A 17,579-nucleotide genomic window follows, 5' to 3' on the forward strand; every position below is an offset into this window, starting at 1 on the left:
AGGTAAGGGACACTCAATGGCACACGCAAAGAATCACGACTACCACATTCTGCACCCTTCCATCTGGCCGCTGCTGGGCGCCCTGTTCGGGTTCGCCATGTTGTTTGGCGCCGTTCTGTGGATGCACGCGGTCACGCCGTACCTGTTCTGGATCGGCCTCGTTGGCGTTCTCTACACAATGTTCGGCTGGTGGTCCGAAGTGGTGCATGAGAGCCATATCGGTGATCATACCCCGGTGGTCCAAATCGGCCTGCGCTATGGGTTCATCCTGTTTATCATGTCCGAAGTGATGTTTTTCGCGGCGTGGTTCTGGTCGGTGTTCAAGCACCTGATCTATTCGATGCATGAATATGAGGGCAGCGAATACGTCATTCCCGCCATCTACCCGGTTGACCCGTTCAGCCTGCCCCTGATCAACACCGTTGTCCTGCTGCTGTCGGGCTGCACGGTGACCTGGGCGCACCACGCGCTTGTGCATGGTAATGTGCGCAAGGATTTGATCGCTGGCCTGGCACTGACCGTCGTTCTGGGTATCGCATTCACCGGACTGCAGGCTTATGAATACATGCACCTGCTGCATGAAGGCTGGAAGTTTGGCGAAGACATCTTCTATTCGAACTTCTTCATGGCGACTGGATTTCACGGCTTTCACGTGATCATCGGCACGATCTTCTTGTTCGTTTGCCTGATCCGTGCAATCCGCGGCGATTTCACTCCGAAACAGCATGTCGGGTTCGAGGCCGCAGCCTGGTACTGGCACTTTGTGGACGTGGTTTGGCTGTTCCTGTTCTTCGTCGTCTACATCTGGGGCACTGCGCACCTGGGCTAGGTCGATTGCGGTTGAAAATCCGCTGACAGAACGTAACAAGCATGGCGCGCGGGTGATCCGCGCGCCATCTCGTTTTCGAGGGTGTTCGCGGCAATGGCTCGTGCTGTCTTTCTGGTGTTCTTTGGCTTGGCCGGGTTCGGAATCCTGATTTCGCTCGGGACCTGGCAGATTCAGCGGCTGAGCTGGAAGCAGGATGTTCTTGCCGAGATCGACAGCCGTATTTCAGCGGAGCCTGCGTCATTGCCAATGACCCCGGACCCCGAAGCAGATAAATACATGCCGGTGATGGTATCCGGCACGATGTCCGACGCCGAACTGCATGTGCTGGTGTCGGTCAAACATGTCGGTCCCGGCTATCGCATCATTGCTCTGTTTCAAACCGACGATGGCCGCCTGATCCTGCTTGATCGCGGCTTTGTCGCGACCGAAGACAAGACTGCGACCCGCCTGACCGGCCACATGACCGTTGTCGGCAACCTGCATTGGCCCGATGAAATCGACAGTTACACGCCCGAGCCTGACGTGGCCGGAAATACCTGGTTTGCGCGCGATGTTCCACGCATGGCGGCGGCACTGGGCACCGAACCTGTTTTACTGATTGCGCGATCTGTTTCCGATCCAGACATCACGCCGCTGCCCGTTGATACCGTGGGAATTCCCAACGATCACTTGCAGTACGCCATCACCTGGTTTTCACTGGCCCTGATCTGGGCTGCGATGACCACCTATTTCCTGTGGCGCACCCGCGCGAAACCCGAGAGCCGAGGCCAATGAAATACATCTCCACGCGCGGCACCGCGCCTGAACTGAGCTTTGAAGAGGCAATGCTGTCTGGTCTGGCCCGCGATGGCGGTCTCTATGTACCGGCCAATGTGCCGCAGATGACGCCAGAGGAGATCGCCGCCCTTTCCGGCCTCAGCTATGAAGAAACCGCGTATCGCATCATGCGGCCGTTTATCGGTGACACGTTCACCGACGCGGAGTTTCGCGCCATCATCGACCGTGCCTATGCCGGGTTCGGTCACGCCGCACGGGCACCGCTGGTGCAACTCGCGCCCAACCATTTCCTGCTCGAACTGTTTCACGGCCCGACCCTCGCCTTCAAGGACTTTGCGATGCAGTTGATCGGTCAACTGTTTCAGGCGGCGCTGACGCGGCGCGGTGATCGGGTCACGATCGTTGGCGCCACCAGCGGCGACACCGGCTCTGCGGCCATCGAGGCGTTCAGGGGCCTGTCCAACGTGGATGTGTTCATCCTGTTCCCGCACGGTCGCGTCAGCGAAGTGCAGCGCCGTCAGATGACCACGCCGACCGAGGCAAACGTGCACGCGCTCGCGGTGGATGGCGATTTTGATGATTGCCAGGCCGCGCTCAAGGATATGTTCAACGATTTCGACTTTCGCGACAGAGTCAAACTTGCCGGTGTCAATTCGATCAACTGGGCGCGGGTTCTGGCGCAGGTGGTCTATTATTTCAGTTCTGCCGTCAGCCTGGGCGCACCGCAGCGCAGGATCAGCTTTACCGTTCCAACCGGAAACTTTGGTGACATCTTTGCGGGCTACATCGCCAAACAGATGGGCCTGCCCATCGACCAGCTGGTCGTCGCGACCAACCAGAACGATATCCTGCACCGCTGCCTTGGCGGGCAGGGCTATCACAAGGGGCCGACTCATCCGTCGATCAGCCCGTCGATGGATATCCAGGTCAGTTCCAATTTCGAACGCGTTCTGTTTGACGCCTATGGCCGCGATGGGGGTGCCGTGTCGCAATTGATGGAAGAGCTCAAGCAAGGCGGTTTTGATGTATCCCAGGGCGCGCTTGGCTTTCTGCAGGAGCAATTCGCATCGGGACGCGCGTCGGAAGACGAGACACTGCAGACCATCAAGGCAACTCTTACCCAAAGCACCGAGCTTCTGTGTCCGCATTCCGCAGTTGGGGTGAAGGTCGCCAACGAACACCGCGCAGTGGATGTGCCGATGATCACGCTCGCCACCGCGCATCCAGCGAAATTCCCCGCTGCTGTCGAACAGGCCAGCGGCATTCATCCACCTCTTCCCCCGCGCATGTCGGATCTGTATGACAGGCCCGAACGGGTGACCCGGATCGCCAATGATCTGGGTGCCATGAAGGACTTTATCAAAGGACATATCGCCAAGTGACGGTTGAGCAACACACCATGGCCAACGGCTTTCGCATTGTCAGCGAACACATGCCGGGCCTGCAATCCGCCGCCATCGGTATCTGGGTGTCCGCTGGCGGACGTCACGAGCGGATCGAACAGAACGGCATCGCGCATTTCCTGGAACACATGGCGTTCAAGGGCACTCGCAGGCGTACAGCGGTACAGATCGCCGAGGCCATCGAGGACGTGGGCGGCTATATCAACGCCTATACCAGCCGCGAAGTCACGGCTTATTACGCCCGGGTCCTGCAAAACGACGTACCGCTGGCGATGGATGTAATTGCCGATATCGTGCTGAATCCGATCTTTGATCCGAACGAGATCGAGGTCGAACGCGGCGTGATCCTGCAAGAGATCGGACAGGCCCACGACACGCCCGACGACGTGATTTTCGACTGGTTGCAGGAAGAGAGCTTTCGCGATCAGCCATTGGGCCGCACGATCCTGGGGCCGGCTGAGCGGGTCAGCAGTTTCTCGCGCGAGGACCTGTCTGATTTCGTTGCGGAGCATTACGGACCCGGCCAGATGATCCTGTCAGCGGCCGGTGCGGTCGATCATGCCGAAATCGTGCGCATGGCAGAAGAGCTGTTCGGTCACCTGCAGCCGAAACCGGATATTGCCGCCGAAACCGCGCGGTTCACCGGCGGCGAGACCCGACGGTCCAAGGCACTGGAACAGGCACATTTTGCGCTCGCCTTCGAAAGCCCCGGCTACCGGGACGACGCGATCTATACGGCCCATATCTATTCCAGTGCGATGGGCGGCGGAATGTCTTCGCGCCTGTTTCAGGAAATTCGGGAAAAGCGCGGACTCTGCTACACGATCTTTGCCCAGAACGGTGCCTACGCCGATACCGGAACGACCACGATCTATGCAGGAACAAGTGCAGCGCAGATTGGCGAACTGGCGCAGATCACCTTTGACGAGATGAAACGCGCCACCGAAGACATGAGCCCTCAGGAAGTCGCGCGTGCCCGTGCCCAGATGAAGGCCGGGATGCTGATGGGGCTGGAAAGCCCCTCCAACCGGGCTGAGAGATTGGCGCGGCTGGTCCAGATCTGGGACGTGGTGCCGCCACTGGATGACACCGTTGCCCGCATTGATGCGGTATCCACCGGCGACGTCCGCGAGTTTGCCGAATCCATCGCGGCGAATGCCCCGGCGGCGCTTGCACTCTACGGGCCGATCGACAGCGCGCCGACATTGGCGGATCTGCAGGGAAGGCGCGCGGCCTGATGCCGGTCTGATGCTTCTGGTCAAACGCAAACTTAAGCTCGAGACCGAGCGTCTGACCCTGCGCCCCCCGGTGCATTCGGATTTTCGCGACTGGGCCGCGATGCGTCAGGACAGCCGTGAATTTCTGGCACAGTGGGAACCGGTCTGGGCCACCGATCATCTGAGCCGCAAGGGCTTTACCAACCGCGTCTATTGGGCACAGCGGTCCATCGGCAACGGATCGGCGGTGCCGCTGTTCCTGTACCGGCGCGACGATCAATGTCTGGTCGGTGCGATCACTCTGGACAATATCAGGCGCGGACCTGCACAGGCCGGGACGCTCGGCTACTGGACCGGTGCGCCATTCGCGCGACAGGGATACATGCGCGAAGCCATCGGGGCGGTGGTGCACTATGCGTTTTCGCAACTGGATCTCAGCAGGATTGAGGCCGCCTGCCTGCCCGAGAACGCCGCCTCGCGCGGGCTGCTTGAAAAATCCGGGTTCAAATACGAAGGCGTGGCGCAGTCGTATCTACAGATCAACGGGCGATGGCGCACCCACGTGCTGTATGCATCCCTGCGCAGTGATCGGCGCGGGCGAACCGACGCGGGTTAAAGTCAGGTTCCTTTCCTCCGAAAACTCCGCGCAGGGGGCTGACTTTCGGCGATCACGGTCTATCCTCTTGGGTCATGATGGTCATGCGCGCTCTTCTGTTCATGCTTGTGCTTTCAGGCATTGCGCCGCTGCAGGCGCAAGAGCGGCGCCCGAGTCACTGTGTCGCCATCGCGGATGCGACGCCCGGCGTGACTTTCGTGCACAGGGCGGCCTGGCAAGAGCCGGTGCCCGAATATTCGGTACGCCTGACCTATATCGCCCACGCCAGCTTTCTGTTGCAAACGCCCGGAGGGCTGAATGCGGTCACGGATTTCACCGGCTTTGTCGGCAGTGCCAACATGATTCCCGATGTGGTGACCATGAACCACGCCCATGAAACCCATTGGACCGCGTTTCCCGACCCGGCGATACCGCATGTGCTGACGGGATGGGGGCCGTTCGGAGAAGGGATCGAACACTATCTCGATCTCGACGAGATGCTGGTGCGCAACGTCTCGACCGATATCCGCTCGCAATTCAGCGGTATCGAAGAAAAGGGCAACTCGATCTTCATTTTCGAGGTTGCGGGGCTGTGCATCGGCCACCTGGGCCATCTGCATCACGTTCCGAATGAGAAGCAATTCGCGGCAATCGGGCGTCTGGACGTGGTCATGGCCCCGGTCGATGGCGGTATGACATTGCCGCTTCCCGAGATGATCAGTATCCTGAAACGGCTCAAGTCCTCGGTGGTAATCCCGATGCACTGGTTCAACGGTTTCACGCTCGACTCATTTCTAGGTGGCATGACAGATGAATTCACGATCCAGCGCCCCGGTAAGTCCCATATCGAACTTTCGCTGCGGGATCTGCCGGACCGACCGACGGTCGTGGTCCTACAATCGGAGTACCTGTCCGATCAGAATTGATTCGACCACTGGACGCGCCGGATGAGCCTCAATCCCGCCGATGAAAGTTTTGTGGCGTCTCTGAATGGTGTGGTGCCAACCTCGGTGTTCCGCCCGGTTGAACCGCGTTATCTGGAAGAACCGCGCGGGCGTCTGAACGGGCAGGGTGGTCTGCTCGCCTGCCCGCACAACACGCATGAGGTCTCGGCGCTGATCAAGGCCGCCAATGCGGCGCGCGTCGGTGTCGTGCCCTATGGTGGGGGAACCGGGCTTGTCGGGGCGCAGGTGATGCCCGAAGGGCCCGCCCCCCTGATCCTGTCGCTGGAACGCATGGCGCACATACGCGCGGTCCATCCCGAGGAAAACGTGATTGTCACCGAAGCCGGTGCAGTTCTGGCCGACGTGCAGGCAGCGGCGCGCGGGGCGGACCGGCTGTTTCCTCTGTCGCTCGCCTCGGAGGGCTCTGCGCGGATCGGGGGCAATCTTGCGACCAATGCCGGCGGTGTGAATGTTCTGCGCTATGGCAATGCCCGCGACCTGTGCCTTGGCCTTGAGGCCGTCTTGCCGGACGGGTGCATCTGGAACGGGTTGACGCGTCTGCGCAAGGATAACACCGGCTATGATTTGCGCAATCTGCTGATCGGGTCCGAAGGGACACTTGGGGTGATTACCGCCGCTGCGCTCAAACTTGCTCCGATCCCTGCGGCAACCGGCACCGCGATCCTTGTCGTTCCGTCGCCGCGCGCTGCGATTGATCTTCTGTCGCTCGCGCGTGACATGCTTGGCGAGGGCATCAGCGCCTTTGAACTCCTGCACCGGCAAGGTTTGGAATTTCTGAGCGAAACACTGCCTGACATTCGACAGCCGTTCCCCGATCCGCCAGAATGGTCTGTGTTGATCGAGCTTGGCCTGATCGCGGCGCTGGATCCGCGAGAGCAGTTGGCCAATCTGTTTGAAGTGGCGCTCGGACAGGGCCTTGTGTTGGATGGTCTCATTGCACAGTCGGAGGCGCAGCGCGATGGCTTCTGGGCCGTTCGCGAACAAATGCCCGAGGCCAATCGCCGGATCGGGTCGGTGTCGAGCCATGATGTTTCCATCCCGCTTGGGGCGCTGGCGGGTTTCATCGAGAAAGGCCGCGAGACAATAGCCGGGTTCGGAACCTTCCGCATCAACTGCTTTGGGCATGTCGGGGACGGCAACCTGCATTACAACGTATTCCCGCCAAAGGGTGCCGACCGGGCGGATTACTCGCATCAAGGCGGCGCGATCAAGCGTGCGGTCCATGACCTTGTCGCGGATTTTAATGGCTCCATCAGTGCCGAACACGGGATCGGGCGGATCAAGGTCGATGATCTTGAAAGATACGGCGATCCGGTCAAGCTGTCGGCGATGCGCGCGATCAAGATGGCGCTTGACCCACAGGGCATCATGAACCCCGGTGCGGTGCTGCGCATCTGACGAAACCGGCGACCCATACGGATCGCCGGTCAATCGTGCGTGACGAGATGAGGGGCCGTCACACGACGATGTGCGCATTCACTTAGGCATGATGACCTTGTCGATGACGTGAATGACGCCATTCCCGGCTTCGATGTCCGCCGACACGACGGTGGCGTCGTTGACCATGACGCCATTGTCGAGGTCGATCATGATATCGCTTCCCTGCACGGTGGTGGCCGTCATGTCGTCACTCAGATCACCGGACATGACCTTGCCTGGCACGACGTGATAGGTGAGGATTGCCACCAGCTGGTCCTTGTTTTCAGGTTTGAGAAGGGTTTCGACCGTGCCTTCGGGCAGCGCTGCAAACGCCGCGTCAGTTGGGGCAAACACCGTGAACGGTCCTTCGCCCTTCAGGGTATCGACCAGACCTGCGGCCTCAACCGCGGCGACGAGCGTGTTGAAATCATCGGCACCAATGGCTGTATCGACGATATCCTTTGAATGGCCGTCAGCAAAGGCGGCACCGGCCATCATCATGGCGGCGGTCAGGGTGAGAGCTGTCTTGCGAAACATGGGCGTAAACCTCTGGCTATGGATCAATGCCGGACGTGACATTGAAGGGTTTACGCCTTGCCACCAGATCTGGATCAACCACTTTCAGATGCGGTGTGGCTTGACCTGGTGCTATTCACGCCTAAGCAGCGGGGCCATTTCGTTTCCAATCAAGAAACTGTGATTGAGTGTCTCCAATTTCGTCCGGATCGGGTGCGATCAATCGCCTTCAAACGCGCAGAGCGCATGCACATCCATGCCGAGTTCTTCCAGAATTTTGCGCCCACCAAGATCCGGCAGGTCGATGATAAAGGCGCAACTGATGATCTCTCCACCCAGCCGCTCGATCAGTTTGATGCCCGCAGCCGCAGTTCCGCCGGTGGCCAGTAGATCGCCGACCACGAGGATCTTTTCCCCCGGCTGGATCGCATCGTCGTGGATTTCGACAATCGCCTCGCCGTACTCCAGCTTGTAGTCTTGGCTGATCGTGGTGCCGGGCAGCTTGCCCTTCTTGCGGATCGGCACAAAGCCCACGCTGAGCTGATGTGCAATTGCGCCGCCGAGGATGAAGCCCCGCGCCTCGAGCCCGACAACCTTGTCGATCTGCTCGCCCGCATAGGGGTGCAGCATCTGGTCGACCGCCATTCGAAACCCGCGCGGGTCGGCAAACAGCGTGGTCACGTCGCGAAACATGATCCCTTCCTTTGGGAAATCGACGATTGTCCGGATGTAGTCGCGGACAGTGGTGTTTCTGGGCATGACGGCTTCCGTTTTCTCTGGGTCGCCACGCGTTTGGCCTATTGCGCGGCCCGGTGCAACCGGGGGGTTCAGGTCGGGCGGCGCAGAAGCGCGGTAAACAGGCCCATCCCGATCAGTGTCACGCCGCCACTTCGGGTCAGGGCGGTGATCACCGCCGGCTTGCGCACGGTTTGCCGCAGCTTGTCCGCCAGCAGCGCATAGGCAAGTGCGTTGATGGCCGCGAGGATGACGAAGGTGCTGATGAGAATGGCAAACTGCGGAAGCATGGGCGCTCCGGTCTGCAGGAACTGCGGAACAAAGGCGATGAAAAACGCGATGGATTTCGGGTTCAACGCCGTAACGCCTGCAGCGTGGGCAAAGACACTGCGCGGCGTTACCTCGCGTTCGGTCTTGATGGTATCGAGCCCCTCGGTTGGCGCACTGCGCAGGAGTTTGATGCCCAACCAGACGAGATAGGCCGCGCCGACCCATTTCAGGATCGAGAACAGGGTCGCCGAGGTTGCCACAAGTGCGCCCAGACCGGCGAGCGAGGCGCTCATCGCGATGAGATCACCCAGGGCAACACCGCTCGCCGAGGCCAGCGCGACGCTGCGCCCCTTGGACAGGGCGTAGCTCAGCACCAGCAGAACGGTCGGGCCGGGAATCAGCAACAATGCAGTGGAGGCCGCAGCAAAGGCGAGCCAGAGATCGAATGGCAAGGTCTTCTCCATGTCAAGACGAGACAAGGCACCACGCCAGATCGGAATTGTCCAGTGATTCAGCTCAGTTTCACTGCCTGCGCATGCATCCAGTCGAATTACTTCAGCCGCCCCAGCGTGCTCCAGCCTTTGGCTTCCCAGAACGGGAAAGCAGTCGGCATGGGGGAGCTACCTTGTCTCGTTCCCCGAACCCGACGGCGGTTGTGTCGGCAGAGCCGGTCACACTGTCCTGTCCGCGTCAGCTCGCTTCGAACAGGACCAACGACTGGCAAGCCCGTGATGCGTTTTTCTTGGATTTGAATGTTCACACGGATAAGTCGACGTAATTTCCTGCCAAGACTCAGCGAGCCAAGACTCAGGGAGCCAAGACACGACCAGCAACAGCATCAAGCCGCGCCACCAGGTCAGGATCGCGCGCGTCAGGCGCGGTCAGGATCGCGTGTTCAAGCGCGATGTCACAGCCGTGGGGGCAGGGTTGGCGGTCTGCACCCAGAAGATCTGGCAGGCGGCGCACAAGCGATCGTGCCTTGTCCGCGTTGCCTGTCAGCGTTGCGATGATGTCCGAGATATCAACCTCGCCATGATCGGGGTGCCAACTGTCAAAGTCGGTGATCATCGCGACGGACGCATAGCAAAGTTCGGCTTCTCGGGCGAGTTTTGCTTCGGGCATGTTGGTCATGCCAATCACGTCGCAGCCCCAGATTTCGCGGTACATGCGCGATTCGGCGAGCGTCGAGAATTGCGGCCCCTCCATCGCGAGGTAGGTGCCGCCGCGATGCACGGTGATGCCAGCGTTGCGCGCCGCTGTTTCGCAGGCATCGCCAAGGCGAGGACAGGTTGGATGCGCAAGGCTCACATGGCCGACACAGCCCATCCCGAAGAATGACTTTTCGCGCGCAAACGTGCGGTCGACGAATTGATCCACAATCACGAAATCACCGGGCGTCATTTGCTCACGGAACGAACCACTGGCAGACACGCTTATCACATCCGTCACGCCCAACCGTTTTAACGCATCGATGTTGGCACGGTAGGGGACGGTGCTGGGCGAATGCACATGACCGCGACCGTGGCGCGGAAGAAATGCCATATCGACCCCGTCCAGAACCCCGGTCAAAATGGCGTCGGACGGCGTGCCCCACGGGCTGTCCACCTGTTGCCATTGCGCGTCCTGAAGCCCGTCTATGTCGTAGAGTCCCGAGCCGCCGATGATACCGAGTCTGGTCTTGGTCATGAAAATCCCTATCGCTTTCGCGTTGGTAAGGTGACGAGCTTGGCCCCGGAAATCAAGCAGTGAACCCGGCGGATGGTCTCGAGGTGATCCCTTGCGACCGGGATGCGACCTGCCGGCAGCCACGAAACAACGGGAACGTGAGTATCCGGGCGTGAGCCCGTGTCGGAGGCGGGCAAGGCCGGCAAGGCGGACAATTGCGGCACAGTGGCCCGAGCGGCGGCTGTCTCTGGACCTTTGGTTCGGGATGCGTCATATCAGGAACGAATTCGCGGAGGCACGCATGGGCATTCTCAACTCTTTACTACGCGCGGTGACCTGGTGGAACGGGCAGACACTGAACACGCAGATCTTTACCTGGCGCAAGGGCATCAAGGTGGGTGATGACGAGCAGGGCAACGTTTATTACCGCAACTCTGACGACAGCAAACGCTGGGTGATCTTCAATGGCGAAGTCGAGGCAAGCCGGGTCAATCCTGATTGGCATGGCTGGCTGCACCATACCTGGGACGAACCGCCAACTGACAAACCCCTTGTGCACAAGCCCTGGCAAAAACCGTACCATGAAAACCTGACCGGAACCGCGCTTGCCTATGCGCCGTCCGGATCGCTCCGCCGGGCGGACCCTGCGCCACGGCGCGACTACGAGGCGTGGAGCCCCGAGTAAGCTCGGCAAATCAACGGAGCGCGACATGTCGCACAACACAACCGAAATCGTCGTCGGCGGCGCCGTTCTGGCCGGAGCGCTGGCCTTTGCCCTCTATGCCGGTCAGGCGACGGGGCTGTCCGGCACAGGCACGGGTTATGAACTGAACGCCAGTTTCCGCTCGCTCGAGGGGGTCAGCGTCGGCACCGATGTCCGCCTCGCCGGGGTCAAGATCGGGACAGTGACCAAAATGGAACTGAACCCCGAAACGTACCGCGCCGACACTACGTTTTCCGTACTCGAAGGCGTTCCGGTGCCTGATGACAGCGCTGTGGTGGTGTCATCCGAGGGGCTTCTTGGTGGCAACTTCGTCGAGATCATGCCCGGCGGATCACCGTTCTTTTTCGAGCCCGGAGCAGCGATCGAAGACACCCAGGGTGCGGTCAGCCTGATTTCCTTGCTGGTCAAGTTTGTGGCGGGCAGCGGAGGCGACGAGTGATCCGCAACCTGTTGGCCCTGGCGCTGTGTGCCCTTGTCGCGCTTCCGGCGGCGGCTCAGCATCAGAATGCCGTATCGGCGGCAGGTGCAGTGCTGCGCGCGCTGGACAAGGTCGACGGGAAAACGATCGATGTCACGGTGCGCTCCGGAGGGGCAGCGGATGCATTCGGCCTCACGGTTGAACTTGCCGATTGCCGCTATCCGGCGGACAACCCGACCGGGGATGCCTTCGCCTTTCTGATCATCCGCGATATCGGCGCATCCGATGTCGACTTCCAGGGCTGGATGATTGCATCTGCCCCGGCACTGAACGCGCTGGATCACAGCCGCTATGACGTCTGGGTATTGCGCTGTATCACGTCCTGAGCGGAGGGAACCGGCGGTCCGGAGAAGTTGGCGGGCTGGCCAATCGCTTGGTCAAGGCGTTCGTGATAGTCCCCACGAGGGATTTCCACTGCGCCGAGCGATGCCAGGTGCTCGGTCAGGAATTGGGTGTCAAACAGTTGAAATCCGGCCTGTCGAAGACGATCCACCAGATAGGCAAGTGCGATCTTTGAGGCGTCCGTCCGCCGCGAAAACATGCTTTCGCCAAAGAAGGCTGCACCAACCGTCACGCCGTAAACCCCGCCAACCAGGTCCGCGCCGTCCCACACCTCGAGGGAATGTGCATATCCGGCTTCGTACAGCGCGATGTAATGCCGGCGAATCTCTGCGTTGATCCAGGTTTCGGCCCGATCCGCGCAGCCATCGACGACTGCGGCAAACGCAGTATCAATGCAGATGGTAAACCCGCACCGCAGAAGGCGGCGGCGCAGGGTTCGCGATATGTGAAAGCCGTCCAGCGGCATGATGCCACGACGCTTGGGGTCTACCCAGAATATCTCGGCATCATCGCGGTGCTCGGCCATCGGAAATATTCCGATGGTATAGCCACGCAACAAAAGCTCGGGTGTCAGAGTCATCCGCGCCTCATCAGAGCGGTTGAGCCGATCGGAGCCTATCCGTCGGCCAAATTGGTTTCCAGCCAGTGCTCAAGCCAGTGAATGTTGTAATTGCCGCTGTGGATATCCGGTTCAACGAGCAACTCCCGGAACAGAGGAATGGTTGTGTCTACCCCGTCGACAATCAGTTCCCCCAATGCCCGGTTCAAACGCGCCAAGGCTTCGGGGCGATCGCGGCCATGGACGATCAGCTTGCCAATCAGGCTGTCGTAATAGGGTGGGATCGAATAGCCGTCATAGAGTGCCGAATCCATCCGCACACCCAATCCGCCGGGCGCGTGATACTGGGTAATCTTGCCGGGGCAGGGCGAGAAGTTTGGCAGTTTCTCGGCATTGATCCGCACTTCGATCGCGTGGCCATTGATGACCAGATCATCCTGTCCAAAGGACATCGGCAGCCCCGAGGCCACCCGAATCTGTTCGCGCACGAGATCGACGCCGAAAATACTCTCGGTGACGGGGTGCTCGACCTGCAAACGGGTGTTCATCTCGATGAAATAGAACTCCCCGTTCTCATAGAGAAACTCGATGGTGCCGGCGCCGATATAGTTGATCTTGGCAACCGCATCGGCACAGACCTTGCCGATCCGGGCGCGTTCTTCGGCGGAAATCACGGGGCCGGGGGCCTCCTCGAAAACCTTCTGGTGCCGCCGCTGCAACGAGCAATCCCGCTCGCCCAGATGCACGGCCGTCCCCTTGCCATCGCCAAACACCTGAATTTCGATGTGGCGCGGGGTGGTCAGGTATTTCTCGATATAGACTTCGTCATTGCCAAAGTTGCTCTTGCCTTCGGCGCGGGCGGTTTGAAAGGCGCGCTCCGTGTCGGCGGCGGTTGCAGCCACTTTCATGCCTTTGCCGCCGCCACCTGCCGTGGCCTTGACGATCACCGGATAGCCGACCTCTTCACCGATCCGTTTGGCGGTGGCCAGATCAGGCACGCCGCCTTCGCTGCCGGGCACGCAAGGCACGCCGAGTGCCTTCATCGTGTCCTTGGCAGTGATCTTGTCGCCCATGACGCGGATGTGTTCGGCGGTGGGGCCGATAAAGGTCAGGCCGTGATCTTCGACGATCTGCACGAAATTTGCGTTCTCAGACAGAAAGCCATAGCCGGGATGGATCGCCTGCGCTCCGGTAATTTCACAGGCCGAGATGATCGCGGGCAGCGACAGATAACTCTGGCTGCTGGGCGGCGGACCGATACAGATCGATTCATCGGCCATGCGCACATGCATCGCATCGCTGTCGGCGGTGGAATGAACCGCGACCGAGGCAATGCCCATTTCGCGCGCTGCACGGACCACACGCAAGGCGATTTCCCCGCGATTGGCAATTAGGATCTTGTCAAACATGAGATTGCCTTATTCGATAATGACCAGCGGGGTGCCGTATTCCACTGCAGCGCCATCCTCGACCAGGATACGCTTGACCGTGCCCGATTTCGGGGCCGGGATATGGTTCATGGTCTTCATCGCTTCGACGATCAGCAGGGTATCGCCTTCGGAGATACTGGCCCCGACGCTGACAAAGGCAGGCGATTCTGGTTCAGGCTGCATATAGACCGTGCCGACCATCGGCGACAGGACCGCGCCGGGGTGGCTGGCCGGATCTTCGGCAGCGTCGGATATTGCGGCTGTGGGGGCCGCCGGGGCGGCGACAGAAGCGGGTGCTGCGGCGAAGGGCATTTGTGCGGCAGCCGGCGCGGCTTGGATCACGCGACTAACACGGACATTCAGGCTGTCGTCTTCGGCGTAATCGCGTTTGACCTGCACTTCCGTCAGGTCGTTGTCTCGCAGCAACTCGGCAAGTGCCTTGATGAATGCCACGTCTGACTCGTGTTTGGTGTCTGTCATGATGTCCTCGACCGGTTCTGCTATGCCCGCCTGTCCCGCGGTTTTTCGTCTCCGCGCTTATAAGACAAGGTCTTGCCTGTGAAAAGCGCCGTTCGCTTTGCACAACATGGCGATTTATTGGGAGAATTGCCAGTGGTCCTGTCGCAATGGCCTTCGAGATGGTCCTCAAGGGGAATTCGGCGTCGGTTTCGCGCCGACCCACTTGCGTGTCGTGGAAAAGCGGTCGCTGGATTGGGCCTGCTCTCGTGCCTGTGATGAGCCGGGTGGTTGCGCATTTCCCATCACGGCCATGCGACAGCGCAGTGGCCAGGTTGGCAAAAATCCGGATACAACTGTCCAAGGCGATCATTGCATGGGGTGGGTGGCATGAACCTTGGTAACTGGCTGTTCCGGCAGGCGCAGGCGAATCCGGCGCGGCCCGCGCTGTACCTGGGCAAGGAACAGGTCGCGGATTTTGACGGCTTTCATGACCGGGCGAGCCGGACCGCGGGGTGGTTGGCGGCCCAGGGCATTGCACCGGGCGACCGCGTTGCAATCTTCATGATGAACTGCCCGGACTACCTCATTGTGAAATACGGCATCTGGTATGCGGGGGCGGTCGCGGTGCCGGTCAATGCAAAGCTGCACGGGCGCGAAGCGGCGTTCATATTGCAGGATTCGGGCACCTCTCTGGTCTTTGCGACACCGGCTCTGGCGGAATCCCTGACTGACGCACAGGTTGAATGCCGTGTCGTGATCATCGGTGACACCGAGCACGCAAGCGCATTCGACGCAATCCCCGTCGACGTCCCGGTACCCCGCGGCGCGGATGATCTGGCCTGGCTCTTTTATACATCCGGCACCACTGGACGGCCAAAGGGCGTGATGATCACAAATCGCATGTTGATAACGATGTCGCTGGCCTATCCGCTTGATGTCGACGCCGTGTGCGCGGAGGACGCGGTGATCTACGCCGCCCCGATGAGCCATGGCGCGGGCCTTTACAATATCGTCCACGTTCTGAAGGGGGCACGCCATGTCTGTCCGACGTCCGGCGGATTTGAGCCCGCGGAAATCTTCGATCTCGCGCGGCATTTCGGACGGGTCCAGATGTTTGCCGCCCCGACAATGGTCAAACGCATGACCGAGACCGCAAAGGCGACAGGCGATACAGGCGAGGGGCTGCGCACGGTCGTCTATGCGGGTGGGCCAATGTACAACGCCGATATCATCGACGCGGTTGACCACTTTGGGCCAAAGTTTGTCCAGATCTATGGTCAGGGGGAGTGCCCGATGGGGATCACCGCGCTGTCCCGACACGATGTTGCGGACCGGACGCATCCAGGGTGGCGTGCGCGATTGGCCAGCGTCGGTCGCGCGCAATCGCCGGTCGAAGTGCGCATCGGGGACGCTGACGGAGCCCCGGTCCCCGCCGGCACCCATGGCGAGATCATGGTGTCAGGTGATGTCGTGATGCCAGGATACTGGCAGAACCCGGAGGCCACGCAGAAAACCCTGATGGATGGATGGCTGATGACCGGGGATATCGGGTTCATCGATGCGGACGGCTACGTGACCATGCAGGACCGCTCCAAGGACATGATCATCACCGGTGGTTCAAACGTCTATCCGCGCGAGGTCGAGGAGGTGCTTCTGACGCATCCCGACGTGCGCGAAGTTTCAGTGGTGGGCAGGCCACATCCGGAATGGGGCGAAAGCGTCGTGGCCTTTGTCGTGGGCACCGCGTCGCCCGAGGATCTCGATCGGCTGTGTATCGACAACATCGCCCGGTTCAAGAGGCCCAAAGACTATATCGCGCTCGATGAACTGCCCAAGAATAACTATGGCAAGGTCCTCAAGATCGAATTGCGCAAGTCGCTGGAGGACGGCAAATGACGGATTTGACGGGAAAAACGGCACTGGTCACCGGGTCGGTTCAGGGCATCGGACTGGCGATTGCCGAGACGCTGGCAGGGGCCGGTGCGCGGATTGCGGTGCACGGGATGGCCGGGGACGCGCAGATCAAAGATGTCTGCTCGCATTTGAAACACGCGGGTGCGCCGCAAGCGGAATTCTTTGCAGGCGATTTGCGCAATCCGGAGCAAATCGCCGATCTGATGAGCGCTGTCACTGATTGGGGCGGGGCCGACATTCTGGTGAACAATGCGGGCATCCAGCACACCGCGCCCCTGACCAAAATGCCTGCCGAAACCTGGGATGCGATCCTCGCGGTCAACCTCAGCGCGGCGTTTCATACCATGCAGGCCGCGCTGCCCGAGATGGTCGCGCGTGGCTATGGGCGGGTGATCAACATCTCCTCCGTTCATGGGCTTGTGGCCAGCAAATACAAGGCACGCTATGTGGCGGCCAAACACGGGCTGATCGGGCTGTCCAAGGTTGTGGCACTGGAACACGCAGCGAAAGGGGAGCGCGCGCAGGGCGGTGTAACCATCAACTGCATCTGTCCAGGATGGACCAACACCGCAATCATCGAACCACAGATTGCCGAGCGGTTGGACGCATTCAGAGGGGATCAGGACGCCGTGATCGCAGACCTGATGAAGGAAAAGCAACCCAGCTTGCGCGGCTCTGATCCGTCTGAAATCGGCGCGCTGGCGCTGTGGCTATGCAGCCCAATGGCGCACAATGTGACTGGCACCGCGATTCCGGTTGATGGCGGATGGACCGCGCAATGAGGTTGGTTACAGCTGCGGGTCTTGATCCAGTTCGCGGGCCTGCTGATCCAGCATCTCCATGATCTTGATTTGAATGGCAGACGGCGGCGCGGCTTCCTGTTGCTCTCCGTCGCCTGTGCGTCGCTGCCCCGTTTGTGCGGAAGTCTCTCCTTCGGAGGCAGGCGTGACCATCTGCGTACTGTCCGGCCGCTTCGGTTCCGCAGGAAGCGAGGCCGGGTGGCCGGTTGGTTGCGGCGCCAGTGCCGGTAGCGCAATGGAGATGTTCATTTGATTGCTCCAATCCTTTGGCGGAGCCCTCACCCAAGTACTAGAATGTGGGCAAAATGATTAGCAAAAGGTAAATTGGGCAGGGGAATCATACTAAGAAAAACATCAAATTCAGAAGGATGCTGAGTCGGGAAGGTCGGTCACAACAGACCAGATTTCAACGTTTTGCCGTGCATCCGAGAGCGTCAGGCCACTCATGCAACATGCCTATTAGTCCGCGCAATCGGCCTTTT

Annotated in this window: 20 protein-coding genes; 12 read left to right on the top strand and 8 right to left on the bottom strand. The window is 60.2% G+C overall.

Annotated features, from left to right (window positions below):
- The first annotated feature begins 16 nt into the window (after nt 1–16).
- The 7 genes from QO231_RS01320 (at nt 17) to QO231_RS01350 (ending at nt 7,184) form a co-directional block, all read left to right on the top strand.
- Nucleotides 17–829 carry a cytochrome c oxidase subunit 3 gene (locus tag QO231_RS01320; RefSeq protein ID WP_316772368.1) on the top strand — a complete coding sequence of 271 codons (813 nt, stop codon included), beginning with the start codon at nt 17–19 and terminating at the stop codon, nt 827–829.
- 93 nt (nt 830–922) lie between these two features.
- Nucleotides 923–1,603: an SURF1 family protein gene (locus tag QO231_RS01325; RefSeq protein WP_316772371.1), complete on the top strand. Its 681-nt coding sequence runs from the start codon at nt 923–925 to the stop codon at nt 1,601–1,603.
- Nucleotides 1,600–2,988, top strand: coding sequence for a threonine synthase (gene thrC, locus QO231_RS01330; protein WP_316772374.1), 1,389 nt, complete (start codon nt 1,600–1,602; stop codon nt 2,986–2,988). The genes QO231_RS01325 and thrC overlap by 4 nt, the downstream gene beginning before the upstream one ends.
- Nucleotides 2,985–4,247 (top strand): M16 family metallopeptidase, encoded by a 1,263-nt coding sequence (locus QO231_RS01335; RefSeq protein ID WP_316772377.1) that lies wholly within the window; start codon nt 2,985–2,987, stop codon nt 4,245–4,247. Before thrC ends, QO231_RS01335 begins: the two co-directional genes overlap by 4 nt.
- A gap of 10 nt (nt 4,248–4,257) precedes the next feature.
- A complete protein-coding gene (locus tag QO231_RS01340) occupies nt 4,258–4,842 on the top strand; it encodes a GNAT family N-acetyltransferase (RefSeq protein ID WP_316772380.1) in 585 nt (194 codons plus the stop codon).
- Nucleotides 4,843–4,919: 77 nt separating this feature from the next.
- Nucleotides 4,920–5,747: an MBL fold metallo-hydrolase gene (locus QO231_RS01345; protein ID WP_394356557.1), complete on the top strand. Its 828-nt coding sequence runs from the start codon at nt 4,920–4,922 to the stop codon at nt 5,745–5,747.
- A gap of 21 nt (nt 5,748–5,768) precedes the next feature.
- A complete protein-coding gene (locus QO231_RS01350) occupies nt 5,769–7,184 on the top strand; it encodes an FAD-binding oxidoreductase (protein WP_316772387.1) in 1,416 nt (471 codons plus the stop codon).
- A 78-nt stretch (nt 7,185–7,262) separates the two neighbouring features.
- On the opposite strand, the gene QO231_RS01355 is transcribed toward QO231_RS01350, so the two are convergent.
- The 4 genes from QO231_RS01355 to QO231_RS01370 all read right to left on the bottom strand — a co-directional run bounded on the left by QO231_RS01355 (nt 7,263) and on the right by QO231_RS01370 (nt 10,412).
- Nucleotides 7,263–7,742 (bottom strand): fasciclin domain-containing protein, encoded by a 480-nt coding sequence (locus tag QO231_RS01355; RefSeq protein WP_316772389.1) that lies wholly within the window; start codon nt 7,740–7,742, stop codon nt 7,263–7,265.
- 198 nt (nt 7,743–7,940) lie between these two features.
- Complete coding sequence (locus QO231_RS01360; RefSeq protein ID WP_316772391.1) at nt 7,941–8,480, bottom strand: adenine phosphoribosyltransferase; 540 nt, start codon at nt 8,478–8,480, stop codon at nt 7,941–7,943.
- 68 nt (nt 8,481–8,548) lie between these two features.
- Nucleotides 8,549–9,178, bottom strand: a complete 630-nt coding sequence (locus QO231_RS01365) for a LysE family translocator (protein ID WP_316772394.1) — start codon at nt 9,176–9,178, stop codon at nt 8,549–8,551.
- Between the two features lie 355 nt (nt 9,179–9,533).
- The gene (locus QO231_RS01370) at nt 9,534–10,412 is read right to left on the bottom strand and encodes an S-methyl-5'-thioadenosine phosphorylase (protein ID WP_316772397.1); all 879 of its coding nucleotides are present in this window, start codon (nt 10,410–10,412) and stop codon (nt 9,534–9,536) included.
- Between the two features lie 280 nt (nt 10,413–10,692).
- On the opposite strand from QO231_RS01370, the gene QO231_RS01375 reads away from it, so the two are divergent.
- The 3 genes from QO231_RS01375 to QO231_RS01385 are packed head-to-tail and all read left to right on the top strand — an operon-like array spanning nt 10,693 to nt 11,919.
- Nucleotides 10,693–11,076 carry an NADH:ubiquinone oxidoreductase subunit NDUFA12 gene (locus QO231_RS01375; RefSeq protein ID WP_316772400.1) on the top strand — a complete coding sequence of 128 codons (384 nt, stop codon included), beginning with the start codon at nt 10,693–10,695 and terminating at the stop codon, nt 11,074–11,076.
- Between the two features lie 25 nt (nt 11,077–11,101).
- A complete protein-coding gene (gene mlaD, locus QO231_RS01380) occupies nt 11,102–11,554 on the top strand; it encodes an outer membrane lipid asymmetry maintenance protein MlaD (RefSeq protein WP_316772403.1) in 453 nt (150 codons plus the stop codon).
- Nucleotides 11,554–11,919: a DUF2155 domain-containing protein gene (locus tag QO231_RS01385; RefSeq protein WP_316773062.1), complete on the top strand. Its 366-nt coding sequence runs from the start codon at nt 11,554–11,556 to the stop codon at nt 11,917–11,919. Before mlaD ends, QO231_RS01385 begins: the two co-directional genes overlap by 1 nt.
- Here QO231_RS01385 and aat read toward each other — a convergent pair.
- Genes aat through accB form a run of 3 tightly spaced genes read right to left on the bottom strand, consistent with a single transcriptional unit; the run spans nt 11,883 to nt 14,404 of the window.
- On the bottom strand, nt 11,883–12,515 hold the full coding sequence (gene aat / locus QO231_RS01390) for a leucyl/phenylalanyl-tRNA--protein transferase (RefSeq protein WP_316772405.1): 633 nt from the start codon (nt 12,513–12,515) through the stop codon (nt 11,883–11,885). The two genes, QO231_RS01385 and aat, sit on opposite strands and share 37 nt — an antisense overlap.
- Before the next feature lie 35 nt (nt 12,516–12,550).
- Complete coding sequence (accC, locus tag QO231_RS01395) at nt 12,551–13,903, bottom strand: acetyl-CoA carboxylase biotin carboxylase subunit (RefSeq protein WP_316772408.1); 1,353 nt, start codon at nt 13,901–13,903, stop codon at nt 12,551–12,553.
- Nucleotides 13,904–13,912: 9 nt separating this feature from the next.
- A complete protein-coding gene (gene accB / locus QO231_RS01400) occupies nt 13,913–14,404 on the bottom strand; it encodes an acetyl-CoA carboxylase biotin carboxyl carrier protein (RefSeq protein ID WP_316772411.1) in 492 nt (163 codons plus the stop codon).
- Nucleotides 14,405–14,770: 366 nt separating this feature from the next.
- On the opposite strand from accB, the gene QO231_RS01405 reads away from it, so the two are divergent.
- Together QO231_RS01405 and QO231_RS01410 are read left to right on the top strand one after the other, a co-directional pair.
- A complete protein-coding gene (locus tag QO231_RS01405) occupies nt 14,771–16,279 on the top strand; it encodes a class I adenylate-forming enzyme family protein (protein ID WP_316772414.1) in 1,509 nt (502 codons plus the stop codon).
- Nucleotides 16,276–17,079, top strand: a complete 804-nt coding sequence (locus QO231_RS01410) for a 3-hydroxybutyrate dehydrogenase (RefSeq protein WP_316772417.1) — start codon at nt 16,276–16,278, stop codon at nt 17,077–17,079. Before QO231_RS01405 ends, QO231_RS01410 begins: the two co-directional genes overlap by 4 nt.
- A gap of 6 nt (nt 17,080–17,085) precedes the next feature.
- Here QO231_RS01410 and QO231_RS01415 read toward each other — a convergent pair whose 3' ends face one another.
- Nucleotides 17,086–17,346 carry a hypothetical protein gene (locus QO231_RS01415; RefSeq protein WP_316772420.1) on the bottom strand — a complete coding sequence of 87 codons (261 nt, stop codon included), beginning with the start codon at nt 17,344–17,346 and terminating at the stop codon, nt 17,086–17,088.
- Between the last annotated feature and the right edge of the window lie 233 nt (nt 17,347–17,579).

This window comes from Sedimentitalea todarodis (assembly GCF_032595355.1).
GTDB lineage: Bacteria > Pseudomonadota > Alphaproteobacteria > Rhodobacterales > Rhodobacteraceae > Sedimentitalea > Sedimentitalea todarodis.